The 22419-nt window shown below is 36.2% G+C and carries 20 protein-coding genes; 16 read left to right on the top strand and 4 right to left on the bottom strand.

Annotation, left to right across the window (positions count from 1 at the left end; genetic code table 11):
* Window positions 1-4 precede the first annotated feature (4 nt).
* The 12 genes from OA79_RS02420 to OA79_RS02365 all read left to right on the top strand — a co-directional run bounded on the left by OA79_RS02420 (window position 5) and on the right by OA79_RS02365 (window position 15033).
* Complete coding sequence (locus OA79_RS02420) at window positions 5-1492, top strand: phosphomannomutase (protein ID WP_082825356.1); 1488 nt, start codon at window positions 5-7, stop codon at window positions 1490-1492.
* Entirely contained in the window at window positions 1485-2711 is a 1227-nt protein-coding gene (locus OA79_RS02415; RefSeq protein ID WP_063331615.1) for a lipopolysaccharide biosynthesis protein, read from the top strand. The genes OA79_RS02420 and OA79_RS02415 overlap by 8 nt, the downstream gene beginning before the upstream one ends.
* Before the next feature lie 305 nt (window positions 2712-3016).
* The gene (locus tag OA79_RS02410) at window positions 3017-4099 is read left to right on the top strand and encodes an acyltransferase family protein (protein ID WP_197465345.1); all 1083 of its coding nucleotides are present in this window, start codon (window positions 3017-3019) and stop codon (window positions 4097-4099) included.
* Window positions 4041-6338 (top strand): N-acetylneuraminate synthase family protein, encoded by a 2298-nt coding sequence (locus OA79_RS02405; RefSeq protein WP_231908780.1) that lies wholly within the window; start codon window positions 4041-4043, stop codon window positions 6336-6338. The genes OA79_RS02410 and OA79_RS02405 overlap by 59 nt, the downstream gene beginning before the upstream one ends.
* A gap of 23 nt (window positions 6339-6361) precedes the next feature.
* Window positions 6362-7324: a dihydrodipicolinate synthase family protein gene (locus tag OA79_RS02400; protein ID WP_063331612.1), complete on the top strand. Its 963-nt coding sequence runs from the start codon at window positions 6362-6364 to the stop codon at window positions 7322-7324.
* A complete protein-coding gene (locus OA79_RS02395; RefSeq protein WP_063331611.1) occupies window positions 7324-8019 on the top strand; it encodes an acylneuraminate cytidylyltransferase family protein in 696 nt (231 codons plus the stop codon). Before OA79_RS02400 ends, OA79_RS02395 begins: the two co-directional genes overlap by 1 nt.
* Complete coding sequence (locus tag OA79_RS02390) at window positions 8012-9295, top strand: hypothetical protein (protein WP_063331610.1); 1284 nt, start codon at window positions 8012-8014, stop codon at window positions 9293-9295. Before OA79_RS02395 ends, OA79_RS02390 begins: the two co-directional genes overlap by 8 nt.
* 85 nt (window positions 9296-9380) lie before the next feature.
* Window positions 9381-10259 (top strand): glycosyltransferase, encoded by an 879-nt coding sequence (locus tag OA79_RS02385; RefSeq protein ID WP_063331609.1) that lies wholly within the window; start codon window positions 9381-9383, stop codon window positions 10257-10259.
* Window positions 10260-10299: 40 nt separating this feature from the next.
* A complete protein-coding gene (locus OA79_RS02380; protein WP_063331608.1) occupies window positions 10300-11589 on the top strand; it encodes a hypothetical protein in 1290 nt (429 codons plus the stop codon).
* A 212-nt stretch (window positions 11590-11801) separates the two neighbouring features.
* Window positions 11802-12818 carry a glycosyltransferase gene (locus OA79_RS02375; RefSeq protein ID WP_063331607.1) on the top strand — a complete coding sequence of 339 codons (1017 nt, stop codon included), beginning with the start codon at window positions 11802-11804 and terminating at the stop codon, window positions 12816-12818.
* A complete protein-coding gene (locus tag OA79_RS02370) occupies window positions 12811-13593 on the top strand; it encodes a glycosyltransferase family 2 protein (RefSeq protein WP_063331606.1) in 783 nt (260 codons plus the stop codon). The genes OA79_RS02375 and OA79_RS02370 overlap by 8 nt, the downstream gene beginning before the upstream one ends.
* Window positions 13594-13710: 117 nt before the next feature.
* Window positions 13711-15033, top strand: a complete 1323-nt coding sequence (locus OA79_RS02365) for an exopolysaccharide biosynthesis polyprenyl glycosylphosphotransferase (RefSeq protein ID WP_082825344.1) — start codon at window positions 13711-13713, stop codon at window positions 15031-15033.
* Between the two features lie 67 nt (window positions 15034-15100).
* Here OA79_RS02365 and galE read toward each other — a convergent pair whose 3' ends face one another.
* From galE to OA79_RS02350, 3 genes are all read right to left on the bottom strand, one after another.
* A complete protein-coding gene (gene galE, locus OA79_RS02360) occupies window positions 15101-16120 on the bottom strand; it encodes a UDP-glucose 4-epimerase GalE (protein ID WP_063331605.1) in 1020 nt (339 codons plus the stop codon).
* Window positions 16121-16453: 333 nt separating this feature from the next.
* Window positions 16454-16909: a DUF2235 domain-containing protein gene (locus tag OA79_RS02355; RefSeq protein ID WP_063331604.1), complete on the bottom strand. Its 456-nt coding sequence runs from the start codon at window positions 16907-16909 to the stop codon at window positions 16454-16456.
* A gap of 28 nt (window positions 16910-16937) precedes the next feature.
* Window positions 16938-17117: a DUF2235 domain-containing protein gene (locus tag OA79_RS02350; protein ID WP_063331603.1), complete on the bottom strand. Its 180-nt coding sequence runs from the start codon at window positions 17115-17117 to the stop codon at window positions 16938-16940.
* A 411-nt stretch (window positions 17118-17528) separates the two neighbouring features.
* Here OA79_RS02350 and OA79_RS18410 point away from each other — a divergent pair, with 411 nt between their 5' ends.
* From OA79_RS18410 to OA79_RS02335, 3 genes are all read left to right on the top strand, one after another.
* Complete coding sequence (locus OA79_RS18410) at window positions 17529-18005, top strand: sugar phosphate nucleotidyltransferase (RefSeq protein ID WP_063331602.1); 477 nt, start codon at window positions 17529-17531, stop codon at window positions 18003-18005.
* Window positions 17992-18432, top strand: coding sequence for a hypothetical protein (locus OA79_RS18405; RefSeq protein WP_063331601.1), 441 nt, complete (start codon window positions 17992-17994; stop codon window positions 18430-18432). The genes OA79_RS18410 and OA79_RS18405 overlap by 14 nt, the downstream gene beginning before the upstream one ends.
* Window positions 18433-18651: 219 nt before the next feature.
* Entirely contained in the window at window positions 18652-19902 is a 1251-nt protein-coding gene (locus tag OA79_RS02335; protein WP_063331600.1) for an O-antigen ligase family protein, read from the top strand.
* A 99-nt stretch (window positions 19903-20001) separates the two neighbouring features.
* Here OA79_RS02335 and OA79_RS02330 read toward each other — a convergent pair whose 3' ends face one another.
* Window positions 20002-20709 carry an FKBP-type peptidyl-prolyl cis-trans isomerase gene (locus OA79_RS02330; RefSeq protein WP_063331599.1) on the bottom strand — a complete coding sequence of 236 codons (708 nt, stop codon included), beginning with the start codon at window positions 20707-20709 and terminating at the stop codon, window positions 20002-20004.
* A 642-nt stretch (window positions 20710-21351) separates the two neighbouring features.
* Between OA79_RS02330 and OA79_RS02325 the strand changes: the two genes are divergently transcribed.
* Window positions 21352-22395: a hypothetical protein gene (locus OA79_RS02325; protein WP_063331598.1), complete on the top strand. Its 1044-nt coding sequence runs from the start codon at window positions 21352-21354 to the stop codon at window positions 22393-22395.
* The last annotated feature ends 24 nt before the right edge of the window (window positions 22396-22419 follow it).

The raw sequence follows: 22419 nt of genomic DNA, 5'->3' as shown, positions 1-22419 counted from the left end.
GAATATGACGTTAAAAGCCATGAAAGTACAACAGCTTAGTGATGAATTAGGTGTTGCGTTTGGAACGAGTGGAGTTCGAGGTTTGGTGAAGGATCTTACTCCTGCCTTATGCTTTGCTTTTGTGCGCTCGTTTTTACAAACTGTTTGCCATACTGCTAATCGAGTAGCGATAGGAATCGATTTGCGTCCTAGTAGTCCAGATATTGCCAAGGCTTGTATACTTGCTGCTGAGCCGTATGGAGTCGAAGTAGTATACTGTGGTGATTTACCAACGCCCGCTCTTGCTTTTTATGCAATGCAAAACAGTATGCCGGCCGTGATGATTACCGGCAGCCACATTCCCTTTGATCGTAATGGTATTAAGTTTTATCGACCTGATGGCGAAATAAGCAAAATGGATGAAGCGGCTATCTTGGAGGGTAATGTTGAGATTCCCGAATCAATTGCAGACCAAGTGGCGTATTTTACTCTACCGAAAATAAACACCTCAGCGATGGCGTTATTTAAACAGCGGTACACAACCTTGTTTCCAAGAAACATGCTGCAAGGAAAGCGTGTTGGTGTATATGAGCATTCCAGTGTTGCCCGTGATGTCATTAAAGATCTTTTAGTGCACTTTGGTGCTGAAGTAGTTTCGTTAGAGCGAACTGATACCTTTGTGCCAATTGATACCGAAGCTGTGTCGCAAGAAGATGTACAAAAAGGATTGAATTGGGCGAAAGACTATTCACTGGATGCCATTGTCTCGACGGATGGTGATGGTGATAGGCCGCTTATTGCCAACGAAAAAGGTGAATGGTTGCGAGGCGATATTCTTGGTGTGTTGTGTGCGGATTATTTACAAGCTACTCATGTGGCTGCACCGGTGAATGTGAACTCTGTTTTGGAACTGGAAGGGCAGAAGCTGCAACCAGCAAGAGTCAGTGTAAGAACTAAGATAGGCTCTCCCTATGTAATTGAGGGGATGGAGAAATTAGCGAAATCGAATAAAAGCTCCAGTATTGTTGGTTACGAAGCGAATGGTGGTTTTTTGGTCGGATCAGACATACTCCTGAACCAGCAAATGTTGAAGACCTTACCGACGAGAGATTCAATACTGCCCGCTCTTATTGTTTTTGCTTTGTCTCATGAAGAGGGGAAGCCTATCAGCTGTTTATCTGAAAACTTTGAAGCAAGATATACCGCGAGTGATCGGATTGAAAATATTGCAACAAAAGTAAGTCTTGCTTTTATTAAGAGTCTAAAGTCTGATACTGCAATGCAAGATAGTCTACTTAGTCATATTGATAGCAATACAAGAGGTCTGCATATCAACGCTATTGATGAAATAGATGGGTTAAGAATTTTTCTAAGCAATAATGATGTTGTGCATTTTAGAGCTTCAGGGAATGCCCCTGAAATAAGAGTGTATATAGAAACAAATTCAGCAGAATTGGCTTATAAGAAGTTAAGCGTAGCTTATTTTTGGTTAAAGGAAGTGCTAAGTGATTAATTTCTCAATTAAATGTCAAAGAACTCTGGTCATTTACTTAATGTCAGAAGGTGTGACAAAAATTTTTCCTACTGCTTCGACGCTAGCTATAGTTTACATGCTTACTCCCGAAGATTTTGGTAAGAGTATTCTTTTTGTTTCTATTGTTTCTATTTTATCTAGTTTATCAAGTTTTGGTGTTGCTTCTATATTGGTTCGGGATAAAGGTAGAGTTGAGGATGATGAATATAAAAAAATATATTCTTCTTCTATTTTTTTAGTTTTTATTTCTTCGTTTTTAGTTATTGGTTGTTATTTGTTTTTTGTTCTTTTTTTTGGGGGGTATCAAGGAGTATTTTATACACTTTATTTGTTCTTATCTTCTTTGTCTCTTTCTATTTTTTCTGTTTTTATAAAAAACTTGGTGGTTAGCGGTGAAAAGGAGATGTATTTTAAAATTAATTTTTTAAAAAGTTCTCTTTTGGCCGTGCTTACAGTTCTCTTTGTGTTTATTGAGAATAGTTATTGGGGGAGATTGTATGGTGTAGGTTTTTCGAGTTTAATATTGTTGGTTTTAGTTTTGAGATTGATAGGGGGGGATTTTTCTAGATTTTCTTTTTTTCACTTAAAGGTGGTTGTAGTTTATTGTACTCGTATGATACCACAACTGATATCTAACCTTATCAAGATTGGCTTAGATAAAGTTTTGATTTCAGTTTATTTTACATCTGACGAGTTGGGTTTTTATGGGTTTTATTTTACTGTTTGTTCTGCATTTATGGTTGTTGGGCAATCACTAAACAATTCATATCTTCCAACGCTGCTTTCAGCTCATAGAACTGGCGATTTATTAATTATTAAAAAAGAGGAAAAGAAAATCATATCTATGATTTTTTTGTTTTTTATAGTTTTTTCTTCTATCTCGTTTGTCTTTTTTAAGTTTTTTTCTCCAGAAAAGTATGTTTTTGATTTTTATGCTTATTTTTTTCTATCTCTTTCTTTCTTGTTTAATTCATTGTATTTAGTTTATATGAAAGTTTTTGTTTGTAGGGATAAGATGTTGCTTTTAGGGGGGGGGAATATTATTTCACTGGCAATTTACCTTTTTGGTATTGTTTTTCTTAGTAGTTTTGGTGTTTTTTTGTTGTATTTTATTTATTCGGTATCAGTGTTTTTATTTGTTTTTCTTTACCGCTTAGGTGTTTATTCTGTATGGAATGGTGCTGGAATAAAGAGATGATATTTTCTAGGGGGATCGGATCTATCATATGTCAATTTTGTATTGGTTAATTTAGAAGAGAAAGCATAGACTTACACTCTTAGTTAATGTGAGTGATGAATCCAAAGCTATTTTTTTATTTTTTTTAAAAAACTTATTTGATGTCGGTTGATTTTTAACCTTAGTTGATTCTATTGCTAACTATATGTCAGCCCTATTTATATGAACTCTGGCTAAACTGTATTAGATAAACTATTAGATTAGGTTTTTTCTGTTGCTATTTTTTTGATTTATATATTTTATGATTTTTTATGTGTGGTATATTAATGGATAAAGAAAGATTTTTTTATTTTGATGGGCTACGAGGGCTTGCTGTTCTGATAGTTTGGCTTAGCCACTCTTCTGGCAGAGATCAATACTTGTTAGAATTCCTTAACTTTCATGGTATTGGGCATGTTGGTGTGATGTTATTCTTTAGCCTTAGTGGGTATTTGCTTGTATTATCATATTTAAAGTCTAACGACTCGTATTTTTCTTATATAATAAAAAGATATTTCAGAATTGCTCCGCTATATTATATAGTGATTTTTTTGGTAATCGTCTATCAAGCTTTTTATGGGCAAAATTATCGATATTTATATATTGTTGATGATGTGTATAGTAAGTTTTTACTTTTTTCTGCGGATGGGATTTTCTGGACTATACCTGTTGAATTTTTCTTTTATCTCTTCTTGCCATTTGTTGTTTTTTTGTATTTTAAAAATAAAGTAAGTGTTGTTTTTTTTGGTGGTTTTTTTTCGTTTATATATTTCTTAGCTTATTTATTTAATGAGTTTAAGGTTTTTTATTTCGATTTGGTTTTTCTTGATATTGAGAAGCTTTCTCAGTTTTTTGATGTTTTCTTTGTTGGTGCGTTATTTGCTCTTCTTTCTGAAGAGCGAGGAGTTATTAAGTTTTATGAAAAACACAGAGCGATGCTAGAAGTGACGATATTCTATTTGTTTTTATTTACAATAATTTTTTTAGTTTTATGTGTTTCTAGAAACTTTTTAAGTTTTAAGTTTGAGTTTTATTCCTTTAGGTATTTGTCTTTTTATTTTGCTTTTGTTTTTTCTGTTGTTATTTTTTCTTGTCAGCAGGGGAATGTTTTTTTTAAATGGTTAGCCTTTAAACCTTTGGTTTTTATAGGGAAGGTTGGGTATAGTTGGTATTTGCTTCATATGGGTGTTTTATGGATTGTTAATGATTTTTTAATTTTAAATAATGCTATCAAATTCATGGTTAGTAGCACTTTATTAGTGTGTCTTTCTTATCTCTCTTACAGATTTATAGAGGTGCCATTTATTATTTTTGGAAGACGTATGGCGAAAAAATATTCGGGAAGGAGAAAAAATTGTGATTATAAATAGACGTATTAGCGCTTATATAGTGCCTCTATTTTCAAGTGTCAGGCATGCTCTTGAAAAATTAGAATCATCTAAGACAAAAGTACTTTTTATAGTAGATGAATATAATAAGCTTTTGGGTAGTTTTACCGATGGTGATTTTCGAAGAAAGGTTATTGAGTCTGAAGGAGTTAGCCTTCAGACTCCAATTGCAGATTTAATGAATAGAGCCTGTTTTTCTGTTCCATTAGATGTAGATAATTCTATAATAGAAGATTTTCTAAAGCAGAAAAAAACAGCGGTTCCTATAATTGATGAGTCAGGGCACCTTATTGCAGTTGCAGCACTTGGAAGCCAATTCATTGAAATTGATGGACGACGTATCTCAGCTGAAGACCCTTCATACCTTATCGCTGAAATTGGAAATAACCATCAAGGTAGCATAGAGATGGCGAAACAGCTGGTTGATCTTGCTGTGGAAGCGAACGTTGATTGTGTTAAGTTTCAAATGCGGACTATGTCTTCACTTTATGGAGAGGGAGGTAAAAACACCTCTTCAGGAGAAGACCTAGGGGCTGAGTACACACTTGATCTGCTCTCACGTTTTCAGCTTAAAGACGAAGAACTCTATGAAATTTTTGATTACTGTAAGTCTCAGGGTGTAACACCATTATGTACTCCATGGGATATGGACTCTTTGGCAAAACTCGAACATTATGGCTTACCTGGTTATAAAGTTGCCTCGGCCGATTTTACTAATTATCAGTTATTGGAAGCGATAGCGGCAACAGGTAAGCCGATGATTTGTTCAACAGGCATGTCAACCGAAGACGAAATCAACAAAACTGTTCAATTTTTGCAGCGCAAAAAAGCCGCTTTTATACTTTTACACTGTAACTCGACTTACCCAACTCCTTTCAAGGACGTTAATCTTAAGTATTTGCCAACATTAAAGAGTAAAACTAATGGTTTGGTTGGTTATTCTGGTCACGAGCGTGGCTGGGCTGTAACAATAGCTGCTGTAACACTAGGTGCTTGTGTGATAGAAAAGCACTTCACATTAGACCGCAATTTAGAAGGAAACGACCATAAGGTGAGTTTACTTCCAGATGAATTGGTTTCTATGGTGAATGATATCCGAGCAGTTGAAGAGTCGATGGGGCGCTCTGATGCTAGAGAGTTGACACAGGGTGAACTAATAAACCGTGAGGTTCTAGCTAAAAGTGTCGCTGCAAAACGTAATATTCAGAAAGGTGATTTGATCAGTGCTAAAGACCTGCTCATAAAAGGCCCAGGGAAGGGGTTGCAGCCTAACCGTATGTCGGAGCTTATTGGTAGTGTTTGTATTAGAGATGTGGAAGAAGGGGCACTTTTCTACGACAGTGACCTTGATGGCATGGTTGAAAAGAAAGCTCAATACGCTTTTAACCGTCCCGTGGGCATACCAGTCCGGTACCATGATTTTCAAGAACTCTGTAAAGACGTTGAGCTAGATTTTGTAGAATTTCACCTTTCCTATAAAGATTTGGAAGTGAAATTAGCTAATTTCATTCCAGAAGTATCGACGCTTGGTTTAGCCATTCATGCCCCTGAACTTTTTAAAGGAGATCACTTACTTGATTTAGCGTCTTATGATTTTGATTATCGTGAGCATTCGATCAAAGAGCTTCAAAAAGTCGTAGACCATTCAAACGAGGTTAAAAAACGTTTTCCAAAAACCCAATCGCCCGCGCTCGTATTAAATGCTGGCGGTTGGAACAGTGAAGGCTTCTTAACTCCTGAGCAAGTTACAGAGAAATACCAATTGCTAGCACAAAGTTTAGAAAAAATTAACTTTACTGGTGTGACGTTAGCTATACAAACAATGCCACCGTTCCCTTGGCACTTTGGCGGTCAGAGTTACCATAATTTATTTGTGTCAGCTGATGAAATTGTTGCCTTTTGTGAGGCGACAGGATTTAAAGTGTGTTTGGATGTTTCACATACCATGATGGCGTGTAACTACTATGGTTGGGATCTTTATGAGTTTATAGAGAAAATTTCCCCCTATGTTGTTCACATGCATATTGTTGATGCTAAAGGCTCTGATGGAGAAGGTATTACGGTTGGAGAAGGTGATGTTGATTTCAAAAAATTAGGGCGCCTTTTAGACAAATCTTTGCCAAATGTTCAGTTTATTCCCGAAGTTTGGCAAGGGCATAAAAATGCGGGAGAAGGCTTCTGGCAAGCTTTAAATTATTTAGAAAAAGCCTTTAACATTTAATTTAGGTATTAGAGAGAAAATTTATGTTCGAATCATTAAAAGATAAACTTATTGGACCAAGCTACACTATTTTTACGCCTTTTAAAGACACTGAAGAGCAAGAGGTGGACTATGAAGTATTAGAGAAATACCTCAATGTTTTATACAGAAGAGGTGCGCGTCGGTTTTACGCTATGGCATATAACTCTCGCTATTCTCAAATGAAACACTCTGAGATTATGGCATTTAATGAGTTTTGTTCCAAAACACTTAAATCGCTTGATAAAGATAATGTGGTGATTGTGGGCGATCCTATTCATTGTTCAACTAAGGAAAGCTTAGAGTTTACTTTGCATGCAAAAGAATCCGGTGCCGACCTTATTTCACTAATTGTTCGTGAAAAACATTTTTTTGATGATCAAATTCTTGAACATTATAGTTACATTGGTGAGAAAAGTAAGTTCCCTCTGCTTGTGCATGAAATGCCATTTTTATCCGGCTTCAATGGAAAAGAAATGCATTGGCCTTCGAACTTAATAGCTCGTCTGCCTGAAATTCCTCAAATTGCTGCTTTAAAAGAAGATGCAAAGGAATTGGAAGTTACTTTAGAAGCTTTGAAATTAGAGCCGAAAATTAAAGTAATGATTGCAGGTGGTGGTAAGGCACGCTTTAGAGAACTAATGCAATATGGAGCGACCTCTTGGCTAAATGGAATTTCTATCATTGATGCAAAAATTGCGGAAGATTTTTGGTCGGCTTGTCTGAACAAAGACATCAATACTCAAGATTTTATTATTAATGAATTGGAAAAACCATTCTTCAGTGGCGTTGTGAAGAAATACGGATGGCATCGCACGAATAAAGCGCTATTAGAAGCTGCTGGCTTGATGAGTAGAAAAGACAGAATGCCTCTTAAGCATTTGTCAGATGAAGAATTTATTGAAGTACAAGAGATTTATGCTCAAATTTCGAATGCTTGGGAAACGTTTCAAAAAGGTGAGAAATAATGATGTATACAGCTTTTGTCCCAGCTAGGTCCGGCTCGAAACGTTTGCCTAACAAAAATATTAAAATGCTGAATGGTAAGCCCCTAGTTGTGTGGACATTGGAGGCATGTGTTCAATCAGAACATATTTCTGAGGTGATTTTTTCTACAGACTCAAAGGAATACTGGGAACTGGCAAAACAATATATAAAGTCAGATAAACTGGTATTGGATGATCGTAGTGCAGAAGAGGCCGGTGATAAAGTTAAGATCTTTGATTATCTAAAAGGTAGCGTAGATAAAATTTTTGGTAGTCGAGAAGGTAACTTTTTAATGGCACTTCCAACCATGCCGCTCCGCAATAGCCAAGATGTAGATGCAGCAATTGCTCTTCAGCAGAAACTCGACAACCCTGTTTTTTCTGCTGTTGAATATGATTTCGCTGTTTCCTTCGCGTTTACTTCAGACGGTGAGTCGTGGAGGCCAGTCTTGGAAAATAGTCCAATGATTACAGGAAACACGAGAAGCCAAGATCAGGTTCCAATGTATCACCCAAATGGGGCGATATATATCCGCCCGATCGAAAGTTTACGATGTGCTAACCTAAAGACTATCTATGATGATGGCGCTCCATACATTATGGATCGCTCTAGGTCAGTAGATATTGATAATGAAATCGATTTTAAAATTGCTGAAATACTGATGTCTAATGAATAATAAAGATGTATTGCTTTTTATTTTAAAGGTAGAGGAAGGTTTAAAAGAAATTGACGTTCGATATGAGCGTCAATTTCTAATAACTAGGATTTTCTTGTACACATCGTTTCGAAGTGCTAAAAGAAAAAAAAAGAAAAATTATAAAAATTTAATGTTTGGTTTTTTTATTAATCTTTTCTCCTTATTCTATTTTAGAAAAATGATGGAAAAAGAGAATATGATTGTAACTCCAAATTCTCATTATAATGTATTTGTTAAGGGGGGGGGAGTTAGTAAACATGTAGCCGGTTTAATGAGTGTTTTATCAAATGTTAGTGTGTTTTCAAACGGTACCAATTACAGGGTTAATCTGCCAAATTTAGATCTTTTTTTTCAAGTCTTTTTTAAGTTTTCAAAAAAAAATCATATTGAAGACTCAAAATTTGTTAATGATTTTGTAAGTGTTTTTAAATCCACATCGTTATCAATGGGGATGAATGAAAAATTCTCGCCTTATGATATAAGATATTGGCTAGAGAAATCGAAGAAATCATTAGAATTTTACTCTTATATGATTCCATCAAATATTAAGTTAAAAAGCGTTTATTTTATAGCATACTACAATTTTAATACAATTGGACTTATAGAGGCCTTAAAGAATAAGGGGGTTGAGTGTGTTGATTATCAACATGGTATACAAAATGATTATCACCCTATGTACTCTAAGCTTACTAATTTAGAGTGTTCTTTTGGAATGCCTACTAAGTTCTGGATGTGGGATAGTGTTTCAAATAATAGAATTGTGTCTTCTGTTGGAGAAAAAAAGGCTAAAGAGGTTGGTAACTTATGGTTTAAAACCTCAAAATATAAAGAGTCTTTTCAGCTATTGCCTAGGCCCCAAAAAACTATTTTAGTCGCACTTCAGTTATGGCCAAATTATTTCAATTTTAAAGTACTTAATGTTGTGTCTAAAAATAAAGACATTCTTTGGGTTTTTAGAGAGCACCCTCTTAATCTTCTTTCACATGAAGTTAAAGAAGACCTTTTAAATAAAAACGAAAACATTATCTTTGAAAATATAGATGAAGTTAGTGTAGAGTCTAGTATTCAATCTAGTTGTTTATGTATGACTGGTTACTCTACTGTTGCTATCGAGGCATATTATTCTGGAAAGAAAGCTGTTTTTTTTCATGAAAATGCTAAATACGGGTTGTCTAAATATATTGATGATAGAAATATATTTTATGCAGATGATGAAGAAGGGATTCAAAAAATTATTGATTTGATCTTTAATTAGTTTTCTATCGAGTTGTGCTTTTTATTAGGTATAGGCGCGTGGCTTCACCTATGGTGATCAAAAATATATTAAGAAAGAGTGATAGATGTATATGAATATTAAACCTGAAGTCACAGTTTATATACCTACGTTTAATCGAGTTGAAATGTTGAAACGAGCTGTTAAATCAGTGCTTGACCAGTCATTTTCAAGCTTTGAAGTTATTGTGGTTGATGATTGTTCATCTGATGGAACTATCGAATTCTTAGATGCTATTGGAAAAATTGACTCGCGAGTCCGCTATTTCCAAAATAGTAAAAATAGTGGTGCTTGTGTCTCAAGAAATAAAGCTATTAAAGAAGCTAGAGGAAAATTCATCACAGGTTTAGATGATGATGATGAGTTTATGCCTCATCATCTAGAAGTATTAGTTAGAAGCTTTGATGAAAAATATTCTTTTATATCTGTAAGTATTCTAGAAGATGTAGGTAAGGGGAGAATTGAGCGTTCTGTAGATTGTGGTTTAATTAGTCTTGATCGGTTACTTCATTATAATGCTGTAGGCAATCAAGTATTTACATTGACATCAAGAATGAGAAGTATTAATGGGTTTGATGAGTCATTTCCTGCATTTCAAGATTATGATACTTGGATACGTCTTGTTCTTGCTTATGGCTCAGGTAAGAAAATCAAACAAGCTACTTATATTTGGCATACAGCCCACGAACAAGAAAGAATATCTCATAATAAAGAAAAAAGACTTTTAGCATTGGATTTGTTTTTGAAAAAAAATAAGCGATATATGTCAAAAAGTCATTTCAAATCAGTTTATATTATGAAGAAAAAAATTGAAAACACTGAATTTACGATATTAAGTTTTCTACTTAATGTAAATAAATTTAATTTTAGAAGTGCAGTATCTACATTTTTAAATATAAGATTACCCAAGATTGCCCAAGGGTTGAGAGAATATAAAAAAAGATAGTTCTCTTTTTTTTTGTCGTAAGATTATAAGGTGAGTACTCTTGAATAAAGTTTTCAATACAGATAGTTTTTTTGCCTTTCTACTGTTTTTTTCTATATCTATGCCTTCGTTTAGTAACTCTATTGGTAATGCAGGAGTGATTCTAGTAAATGGTTTAATACTATTTCTATTGTTTTTTTATTTTTTTCTGAAATATAACTATTTACTCAAGTTTGAAGATTCGCTTGATAAGAGGAATGCTCTTAACTATATTTATTTTATATCTTTTTTTGTTTTTCTGATGCCGTTGTCAACGGCTATAGGGGTATTTTGGGGTGGGGTTTCTGTTATTGAGCGTGATTTCTATGAATTTTATCGGCCAGTTTTTTATTCTTTGATTTTTATTTTCTCATATTCCTTTTTTTCAAAAAATTACCGGGTGCTGTTATTAGAAAAGTATTTATTTTATCTATTTGTCATAATTGTTCTCTTTGGTCTTAATCATTTTTTTAGGATGTTTGATAGTATAAGTGAACTTTATACAAAACCTAAAAACATTAGTACATTACGCGTATCAACACCTTTTGTTAATCCTTATGATTATGCTTTTGTTATGAGTTTTTTTGCTTATTATTTCTTTTTTAAGTTAATGTATGAACGATTGTATTACATTATTCTGTTTGTTGTTGCAGTTTTTATGCTGATTTTGCCACAATCGAGATCTGTTGCTATAGGGTTTTTGGTTGGTTTTTTCTTTATTGTGCCTATTGTTCTAACTTATTTAGGCTTTACGCTAAAGACTGCTAGATTGAATAAGAAGTTGCTGTTTTATTATTTTTTGTTATTTTTTGTTTTTGTTTCTTTCTTACTGTCACTTCCGTATTTGCTTGAAGATTTTAAATATTTGACTGGGCAGTTTGTTAGGTTGTTAGAGAATGGTTCTGTTGGGAATTCTGCAAACTTGAGAATGAATCAGTTTTTATTTGCTTTAGGTAAAGCTGAAAATAATCCTTTTATACTTTTTTTTGGTAATGGACCAGCAAAAAACGAAATGGAATATGTGGAATCTATTTATAATTATTTATTCTATCGTTATGGTATCGCTGGGGTGCTTTTTTATTTCTTTATTTTGGTTGTTGCTATTATTCAAGGTTTTAAAATTTTGAAAAAAATCGGGCAAAATTCTAAAAACTATGCGCTATTCCTTGGAGTTATTTTATGGTTTATAACAATTCCATTTTTATCTATCGGTAATAATTTTACTGAGCAGTTTAGAATATCATTTTTTTATTATACGTTGTTGGGCTTTGTTGCGTCTTCTTACTATCAAATTGTCTTGAAGAAAATATAATGTATTTTGTTTGATTGAAGTTAAGATGATTAAGTATGGCATATCAAAATAAGAAAAAATATTTTTTGATATGACTATTAAGAGAACTCTAAAGTCTGTCGCCGGCTTCAAAAAAGGACGATTCCATATTCTAGCTGAGTACTGATTTGAAAAGTTATTTATGTATGTAAATATCATAAGTATAAGATAGTTTTAATCGAGTAGGGGGGGGGATGTTAAGACGTAAAGGGTGTGTAATAGGTAACTTTGGCTATAAAAAGAGGCAGCTCGATGGTCAAACCGTAAAAACTAGGGTTTTTTATTCTTCTATTTCTAATTTTCATAAATGTAATTTTATTGATATAGGCGATGGGGTAACTTTAAAGAATGTATTTTTTTTGCTATTTTTGCCTTTCTTTTGCAACAAGGTTTATTTTTTGCCCGGTAAGCGGATCCTTAGAGTTTACTCTCCTTTTTTGGTTCTTTTTAAATGTCTATTTTTAATAGATATACACTATATTGTTATTGGTGGCTGGATTACTGATCTTGCGAGGAAAAATCGACTTTTATGTTTTATTCTTAAATATTTTAATAGTGTGAGTTGCGAACTAAAATCAATGGTTAAAGATTTAAGGCATTTAGGGATTAAGTCTTTTTATTTGGCAAACTTTAGGAATTGCACGGAAGATCTTGATGTGGCCCAAAATGATATTTTAAGACTTTATTTTTTATCGAGAGTTATACCCGAAAAAGGTGTATTTACAGCAATTGAATTATTGCATGAGATAAAGAGGTTAGCACCTGACATTGTTTGTCAGCTAGACATATATGGCCCAAACCTTTTGAACGGAAATGACTTGCAATTATTTAATAGCTTCTGTATTGACGATGTTTCTTATAAAAACGAGATATCTCCTGAATTTATTCTATCTACGATTAATCAGTATGATTTTTTAGTTTTTCCTACTATATATCATGGGGAGGGTTTTCCAGGTTGCATTGTTGATGCTAAAATGGCATGTACATCTGTAATTTGCACTGACTGGAAGTATAACTCAGAAATAATTATCGAAGGTGTTGATGGGTTTGTCGTAGGAGTTAATGATTTTGTAAGACAGGCAGCATTTAAAATAATTGATGCTTATAGAGAAAATAAAATATTAGAGCTAAAAAAAATGTCATATGAAAGTTCTAAAGAGTTTTTGGCTGATCATGCGCTACCAACTTGGTTAAAGGAAATAAATGAATAACTCTGTTTCGATTATAACTCCTTCTTACAATAGTTCTGAGTTTATATCATCAACTATTCGTTCTGTTATCTCTCAATCTCACCATGATTGGGAAATGATCATCGTCGATGACTGTTCTAGTGATAGTTCTGTTAAATTAATTCAGTCTTTTGTTGAACATGATTCTAGAATTAAGTTGATCCAGCTTTCTAAAAACTCTGGAGCAGCAGTTGCTCGAAATAAAGGAATTGAAGTGGCTCAAGGTCGATATATTGCTTTTTTAGACAGTGATGATCTTTGGCTTTCTAATAAGCTAGAGATACAACTGTCATTTATGCAGTCGAATGACTATCCATTTTGTTTTTCAGCATACGATAAAATTGATGAAAATAGTAAAGTAATTGGTTGTGTTGGTGTACCTGATAAAGTTAATTACTATGATTTATTAAAAATGTGTTCTATCGGCTGTTTAACATCAATTTATGACACGAAATATTTCGGTAAGGTATATATGCCTACGATTCGTAAGCGTCAAGATCTTGGCTTATGGCTTAGGTTACTTAAATATACAGATTGCGCTCATGGCTTAAATGTAACTTTAGCACAATATCGTGTTAGAAAAGGTTCAATCTCAGCCAATAAAATAAATGCTGCTATGTTTACATGGCGTTTATATCGAGATGTTGAAAGATTAAACTTAATTAATGCATGTTATTACTTTACCCACTATGCTCTTAATGGTTTTTTGCGAACTAAATCCCCAGGCCTTGCAAGGCTATTAGGTATTTTGAAATAGAAACTGTCTTAACTAGTATTGAAATGCAAATAAAATTATTTGTGAAATATACGTAGCATTGCTTTGATGATAAGATTGCATAATGCTTAATTTAATGGTTATTAAAGTAGGTTCCGCGTGATAGAAAAAGACATTCCTCGCTACCAATCAATGCGTGTGTTATGGACGTACCGTCTAGTTGATTTTTGCGTTCCTTTTTTGATGTTGGTAACGGCGCATTTTCTACTAAGCGATCAGTCTTGGAAAGAGCCTTATACTTGGTTAGGATGTATGGCTGGTTTGCTGTTTATAGTTTTTACACAGCTTTTAGGGGGCTACAGCCGCTTTGCAGACCGTTCGATTGCTAAGAAAATTGAGATTGTCTTTAAAACATGGGCCTTTAACGTGTTGTTGCTAATGTTTATTTCCTACTTTAATCTTGCCGTTCTGGATCAGTCTCGTTCTATAGTCATTGTTTGGGTGATCTTAACCCCTGTATTCATATTTCTTGTAAAACAAGTAATAAACCGTAGCTTTGATAAAAATTGTACGACTGTAGTTGTGTTAGGTAATGGTTACGAATTTACTGACTTTGAAATATCTAGGCTAGAACGTCAGAAAATTTCTTTAATTATGTTGAATTCTATTGATCCAACGGATTTAAAAAATAAAGTTGCTAAATTTTCTGCTGACTATTTATTGATGAATTTGTCTGACACAGCAAATAATAAATTGATTAAAGAATTGACTAAGCTTGAGCTTGATGGTGTTAAGTTGCTTAGTCTGCCAAATTTTATGGAAATTTTCTTACGAAAATGCTTTATTCCATATGAAAGTATGGATCTGAGTTACCTTTCTCGTATTAGGTCTTTTAGTAAAAAGGATTTACTGCTTAAGCGTTTAACCGATTTGATTTGTGCATTAAGTTTAGGGCTTCTTACCTCCCCTGTTATGCTATGGGCTACAATCAAGATACGAAAAGAATCACCAGGCCCAATTATTTTCTCTCAAGCCAGAGTTGCATGCGGCGGTAACGAAAGAATAATTTATAAATTCCGTTCTATGCATGTTGATGCTGAAAAGCATGGTGCTCAGTTTGCTTCTAAGGATGACCCTCGTGCTTATGAATTTGGTGCTTTCATGCGTAAGACTCGTATCGATGAATTACCGCAATTATGGAACGTGATCAAAGGTGATCTACATTTTGTTGGACCCCGTCCAGAGCGAAAAGTGTTCGCAGATCAACTTGAAGAAGAGATTCCTTACTATAATGAGCGTCATTTGGTTAGTCCTGGTATTACAGGGTGGGCTCAAGTGCTTTACCCTTATGGCGCTAATACTGAAGATGCTCGCCAAAAACTAATGTATGACTTATATTACATTAAGCACTGGACTATCTGGCTTGAGATAGAAACCTTAATACGTACTGTTGGTGTTATCATTGGTAAGAAAGGCTGGTAATTTTTTCTATGAGTATTTGAGGTGAGATGTCTCTCAACTCAAATACTCATTAACTTAAGTGTTAAATTCATCTGTAACCATTAGGATTGTTAGTTTGCCAGTTCCAGGTATCTTGACACATGTCTTTTAATGTCTGGTTTGCTTCCCAGCCTAGCTGAGCTTTTGCTTTGCCTGCATTGGCGTAAGCGATAGCAAGATCTCCAGGTCGTCTGTCTACAATGTCATAAGGTATATCCTTGCTGCTTGCCTCTTTAAATGCATTTACCACCTCTAAAACACTTGAGCCATTTCCTGTGCCTAAGTTGTAAGCTTCGATTGATGTTTGCGTCTGGCTGGCGATCTTTTCTAGCGCTTTGATATGTCCAAGGGCCAAATCAGTTACATGAATATAGTCGCGGACACCTGTGCCATCTATTGTAGGGTAGTCGCCACCAAATACTTTTAGTTGCTTTAATTTGCCAACGGCCACTTGGGAAACGTATGGCATAAGATTATTTGGAATGCCGTTTGGGTCTTCTCCAATTAAGCCACTTTTATGTGCTCCTACTGGGTTAAAGTAACGCAATATGGAAATATTCCAATAATTATGTGACTCGTAAGTATCCTGCAAAAATTGTTCGATCATGACTTTGGTTAAGCCATAGGGGTTAGTTGCTGAAAGTGGCATATCTTCGGTATATGGAGCTTGGTTCACTTCACCATACACTGTGGCGGATGAGCTAAATACCAAATTGAAGACACTCGCCTGCTGCATGGCTTGTAGTAATATTAATGTACCGGTGAGGTTATTATGATAGTAGGTAAGGGGAATTTGAGTGGATTCACCTACTGCTTTTAGACCTGCAAAATGAATAACCGCATCTATCTTATGATCGTTGAATATCTTATCTAGTGCGTCTTTATCAAGAATGTCTTTTTCATAAAAGGTAATACTTTTCCCTGTGATTTTTTTTACTCGGTTTAGAGATTCTTTACTTGAGTTGATCAAGTTATCTATCACGATCACTTCATAGTTTTTTTCTAGTAGCTCCACACAAGTGTGGCTGCCTATGTAACCAGCGCCGCCTGTCACTAATATTGTTTGCATCTTGCACTCCTTTTTAATCAATGAATGGTAGCACGTTTTGATTATGGGTCTGAAGGTGGTGGTGTTATTTCTATCTGTAAAACGTCCCTCGGATGTAGGAGCAGATAGTGATGTTATTTTCTATTTCTAAAACCCCCTCCCAGCCACCCTTAGTAAGGGGAGACTAAGACTGCACATATACAAGCCAACTTCCCCTTCGAAGAGACGATTTAGTATGGAATGCTAGAAAAGCATTAGATCAGCAAGCCTAAGATTCAAAGGTTGTCCCATTGAAAGAGCGGAACCCCTCCCTAACCCTCCCCTTCAAAGACATAAGGGGAGGGGACTAAGACTTCACATATATAAGCCAACTTCCTCTTTAACGACATAAAGGAGCAGGTATTGATCACCAAAAGGGCAATGCGCGAGGGGAAAGTAGCCAAGGTTACTTTGAATGCGTTGGGTGACGCTCTGGTGCCATTTGGGTGATAATTTGGGGTTAGGTTGGTCGTGTTGTAAAACACAGCAATGTCTTGGTGCGAGGGTTAGGTTGCGCCATATGTTTAAGCGCTCTTGGTAATGTATTTTGTCTAAATGGTTGGGTTTGACTGTGAGTAAAGGTTGCCAAATGTCTTCCTGAATCGGCATTAGACGTGGAGCTTGGTAACAAGGTTGCTGGGTTTGTTGTTCGACCCAGTCAATTAAAATACGTAAGGCCAAATCGCCTATGCCATCTTTGCGATAGCCACCACCAATGTCTGAATGTACTCCCGCTAACCAAATTTCTAATACACGACCATCTTGGTTCATTAGGGTTGGCCGAAAGGCGATACGTTGCTCATCCAGCGCGACTAGGTGTAATCAAGGTGGCGAAACGCCTTGCTAATGCCGCTCCGCGACTGAAGCCTATTAACACTATCTGTTGAGTGGATTGTTGGTAGTGTTCTTTAAAATCATTCAAGGCGTGGTCTAAAATGTGAGCAATGTGACCAGATTCAATAGCAAAGGCGGCGTTCAAATTTTGTTCTAGCCAATGTCCATAAGTGCCGATACCAGGGTAGTAAAAGCTTCGATGGCATGAATGTATTGGCGTGGTATCTCTTTTGTGTGTTATGTGGCCGCCTAAGTAAGTGAGATTTTAATACGTTGGTGATGCTGCTTATGCTGTGTTCTGATGAGTAGGCGTCGTTTGGACTGTTATCCGTGCCATCGAAATGAAAAATAACATCGATATATTTCTCTTCTTGCCGTCTGAACAGCCGTCATCCTGAAGGTTGTGATCAGCATAACATGGTTTTTGTGCGATGTTTTTAAAGAAGAGTAGTCTTTTCATCTGCTAGTTCTGCACTTCCATATATGCCTTGTTGTTTGGTTTTGATAGACTTAGCGGCTATCTTTAGACTATTCCAATGCAACGAAGAGCCTGTGTGTGAACATTATTCCTATAATTCTTGCTGGTGGGGTAGGTCATCGCCTTTGGCCGCTTTCTCGTGAGCACTTCCCTAAACAATGCTTGCCTCTGACCGATCAGGAATTTAGTCTTCTGCAGCAAATTCTTCTTCGTACCGTTTCTCTTGATGTGGCTGATCCTATTGTGGTGTGTAATGAGGATCACCGATTTCTTATCGCACAACAGTTACAATCCATCGGTGTGAAAAACTCAAGCATTGTTCTGGAGCCAGAAGGCCGTAATACAGCACCAGCCATTGCGTTAGCGGCATTGGAAGTGAAACAAGCATACGGTGCTGATGCCCTTATGTTGGTTTTACCTGCCGATCATGTGATTCGTGATCTTGTTGCTTTTGAAACGAGCATCTTAAAAGCCGTAGAGCTTGCTAAGCAGGATGCTCTAGTGACCTTTGGTGTGCAGCCAACTCGTCCAGAAACTGGCTATGGCTACATTTAGAAAAGACATTGCTGATGCTGTCATCGCGGCCTATGAAAATCGCAATGAAGACATGGATTTTGTGCGATTTGATGCTGAACTGTTTTCACAGTGTCCTGAAGAGTCCATTGATTTTGCTGTAATGGAGCACACCTCTAAAGCAAAAGTGGTACCTTATGTGGGTGACTGGAGTGACATCGGTGCTTGGGATGCTTTATACGATTATGCCGATAAAGACGAAGATCAAAATGTACTGTTAGGCGATGTAATGGCGGAAGGGGCTAGCAATTGCCTCATTCGCTCTGAGTCTCGTTTGGTGGTGGCTGTGGGCGTTAAGGACTTGGTCATTGTCGAAACGGCGGATGCTGTTTTGGTAATGGATAAAAACCAAGCGCAGGACGTTAAAAGAATTGTGAAGCGTATTAGACCAGAGGGTTGCGAACTGTGAATTTTTTGTGCAAAAAAACACAAGGTTGAGACACTACCAAAGTGGAAAGGGGGGAATCGCTTCTACGGATAGTATTAAAAAAGTATGATGATATTTTAGATGTTCTATGTTGTAATATATGCTGAAAATGAAATTTCCATTTCATTTTCAGTGAACGGAAAGATATTATTTATATAGGTTTATTTTAACTTAATTATTACGTATTTAATTGGATTTTTAATGCTGGATTTTTTTTGGGGTCGTCTAGTTTGGTTTTTTTTAGCGCTAACCTTTGCAATTTCTTTATCTTTTCCGTCTGGATATAATATTGGATCGTCGTTGGTTTTTATTTCAACAGTTTCTATTTTATTTTTTAAAAATAATGAAATAATAATTTCTTGGCAAGATAAAAGAATAATTTTAGTGTTTTTAAGTTATGCAATTTATGCATTTTTTTCGGTTTATCTCGACGGTTGGCATGTTAGGGAATTAGATAGGCCTTCTAGATTTATTCTAGCTATTCCTGTATTGATTTTAATTTTGAAAGTGAAAGGTAATATTAATTGGCTTTGGTATGGTGTCATTTTTGGTGCTATGAGTGCTTCATTTCTAGCTATATATGAAAAGATTTTTTTAGGTATATCTCGTGCTCATGGTAGTGAGAACCCAATAATGTTCGGTAATATCTCTATGTTAATGGGAATGATGTCTTTTACTGGATTTTTTTATTTTTTTAAAAGGCGTAATTATTTATGGGGGGGGGTGGCATTATTTGGTGGTATAGGAGGTATCATTGCTTCCATACTGTCGGGTACACGTGGTGGTTGGGTCGCATTACCTCTTATTTGTTTTTTTATACTATGGAATGGCCGAGATTTAATTGGCAAAAAGAAAATAATAATAACTTTTTTTATAACTCTAGGATTGATAGCAACTGCGATTAGTATTCCTCAAACTGGTATTCAAAACCGAATTTTGTCTGCTGCTAATAATATTTCTCATTATGTCTCTGGTGAAAACAAAAATACTTCTGTTGGTTTGAGGTTCGAAATGTGGAAAGCTTCGGTTGAAATGTTTAAAAACTCCCCTTTTTTCGGAGTAGGTGAGTATGCGAGCTATGATTTTAAGAGAGAACTTGCTGAGCAAGGTATGATTATCCCTGAAGCAATTAGGTTTAGTCACGCTCATAATGAATACCTTAACGCACTAGGGTTAACTGGTATATTTGGTTTTATAATGCTAATGACCTTATATTTGCTGCCACTTAAGTTATTTCTCAATAAAATGAAGGCCTATGAAAATAATTGGGATATTCGTTCTTACGCAATGGCGGGGGCTCTAATTCCAATGTGTTATATGGATTTTGCTTTAACCCAATCTATGTTTAGCCATAATATTGGTGTGATGATGTACGCCTTTCCGATTATTTATTTTTGGGCGGCTGTACGTTGGGCAGAGCGCGAAGAATTTGAGAAAGCAACTGTGGATTAGTTTTACGTAAAAATACTTTTGTGATCTGAAAAAAGCCGCTGATTGACTCAATCAGCGGTTTTTTAGTCTCCGTAGACTTTGGATAAAAGTCTTTGGATTTTACTTAGCCTTCTCAATACCATGCAATTCAACCACAAACTTAAGTGCTGCGTTTGGTGGAATTGGGCCTGTGCCACCTGGGCCGTAAGCTAGGTCAGATGGGATGTACAGTTCGTATTTTGAACCGACTGGCATAAGCTGTAGACCTTCGGTCCAGCCTGGGATCACGCCGTTTAGTGGGAAAGTAATTGGCTCGCCGCGTTGGTAAGAGCTGTCAAAGACGGAGCCATTCATTAGGGTGCCTTCGTAATCTACTTTCACGGTATCGGTTGCAGCTGGTTTTTCACCATTGCCAGTGGTAATGACTTTATACAATAAACCTGACTCTGTTTTCTGTACGCCATCTTCCGCTTCTTTTTCTTTTAACCAAGCTTCCGATGCGGCTTTTGCTTCTTCGGCTACTTTTTGTTGAGCCAGTTGTTCTTTTTCCATTTCTGCTTGCTGGTAAGCTTGGATGGTTTGAGTCACTTCTTCCATTGTCATTTGAAGCTCTTTTCCTGCTGTCGCATCTTCAAAGCCAGCTACGAAGCTTTTGACATCTAAGTCTGAGAAACTTTGTGACATGCGCGTACCAAGCATGGTGCCCAAGCTATAGCCTAATTTCTGTTGTTTGGAGTCTAAAGTGGCTGCGCTAGCGTCTTTGTGGCCATCTGCGTGAGCAAAAGCAACAGAGGACATCATCAAGGTCGCGATTAGAGTTTTCTTCATAAAAAGTGTTCCATTGTTTAATTAATTATTACTGAGTGGAGTCAGCTTTAAAGGCGGAGCTCGATTTCATACTGTTCTTTTTGTGCCAGTAGATTGACAGGTTGACGACAAAGCAGAAAGTGCAATATACGCCTTGTGCTTTGCAAAATCAGATCCGCCGCTCTTTTGTGACATAGTGTTCTAACATAAGCTTGGCTGCTTAAGCCAATTTTATGTGTTTCACCCTTTCAAAGCGACCCCTTCACCTGCACACTTTGTTTGAGTTCCAAAAGATCTCTCTTTTATTTAGAGAACGGTTCCACAAAGCACAAGACGTAAAGCGAGATTAATCCTCGTCTACATGGTGAAACAATCGCTTTTACAAAAGCATGACAGTGTTTGCGAAAGCTCGTTTCTTTACATTCCGGTCTTTACGTTTTTTTGACGATTCATGGTGACCCCACCCTAATCCTCTCTTTAAAAGGGAGAGAACAAAAGACTTGGTGTGAAACACTCATGTCGAATTGCGCTTTAATTATCCTTTATAGTCTGATTGCGCCTTGCTTATCCGACCCAGGGTTTTTCGTTGAAGAATAGTCGCATCTGTTTTACCAACGATGATATCATTCCTAGCATATATCAGTACCCACTGGAGAGTACATAATGGCGTTGGCGAAAATCGCTTTCATTGGTAGAAAACAAGGAACTTCACATAAAGATGCTTCTTCTTTCCGAGGAGGCTTTACCTTAGAAAGAGCTCGTAAAGGTGAAGAGATTGGTCTAAGTCAGTCTGGATTGGAGAAAGTTGATGATTTCGCACAAGCAGATTGTAGTTTTATTCGTATAAACCCGGAGCAGGTCAACAGCCGAGCTTTAACACGTATTACGCGTGCGGAGGAAGAGGCTAAGCGATACTCTTGCGTGTTGAATTCTATTGATGGCTTTTTGTATCAGTCTAACAAAACAGAATGCTACAAAGTCTGGAAGAAAAACTCAGTCCGTTGTCCTGAATTCATCGAATTCTCACCCTGGCAGAATAAACATACAATCATCGAGCAAGCTCTTCATTTTATTGGCTCATTTGGTGGTGTTTATGTAAGAACCAACAATGAGGACTCTGGAAAAGGTATTTATTTTTTTGATAAGGGAGCTTCAAGCAAAGAGATTTCTCAAGCTATTTTTCGACTGCGCTTAAGAAGCCTTACAAACAGGGTAAGCAATTCAAAAATCTTGCTAATGGAGTCCATCAATAATCAAGATAATCAGGGCATATATCATGTTTATCGTGCCCATGTGGTTGGGCAGACTGTAATCGGCGGGTATGCCATCGTTGGTCAGAGTCCAGTTATACATTCAAGGGATGTTAAAGCTTCATTATGGGACAGTTTTGTTAAGTACAACGGCAGACTGAAGGGGATTTTATCGGATGATGAGCAGCGGGCTATGATTATCAGAGCCTTTCAGTCAACGAAGACTGACGTCGGTGCGATCGAATTCTTTTGTATAAAGGGACAGCTCATATTTCTTGAAGTAAACCCTACATGGGGTGGGAAACATCATTTTGGTGGTAAAGGTGACTCCTCATTAATGGACAAAATCCAAAGGAATAAAGACTTACCAGAGTTAAGCTTGGTGAATAGGTGGCTGGCGGCTGAAGCTTATTACCAAACTTTATATCAAACGATAAAAACGGAGTTTGTTAAGTGAGTTTTTTAAAAATTGTCGATCTAC

The sequence above is a fragment of the Marinomonas sp. TW1 genome (genome assembly GCF_001625355.1).
Lineage (GTDB): Bacteria > Pseudomonadota > Gammaproteobacteria > Pseudomonadales > Marinomonadaceae > Marinomonas.
Note: the sequence above shows the minus strand (reverse complement) of the source record. Positions and strands in the feature narration are given on the sequence as shown.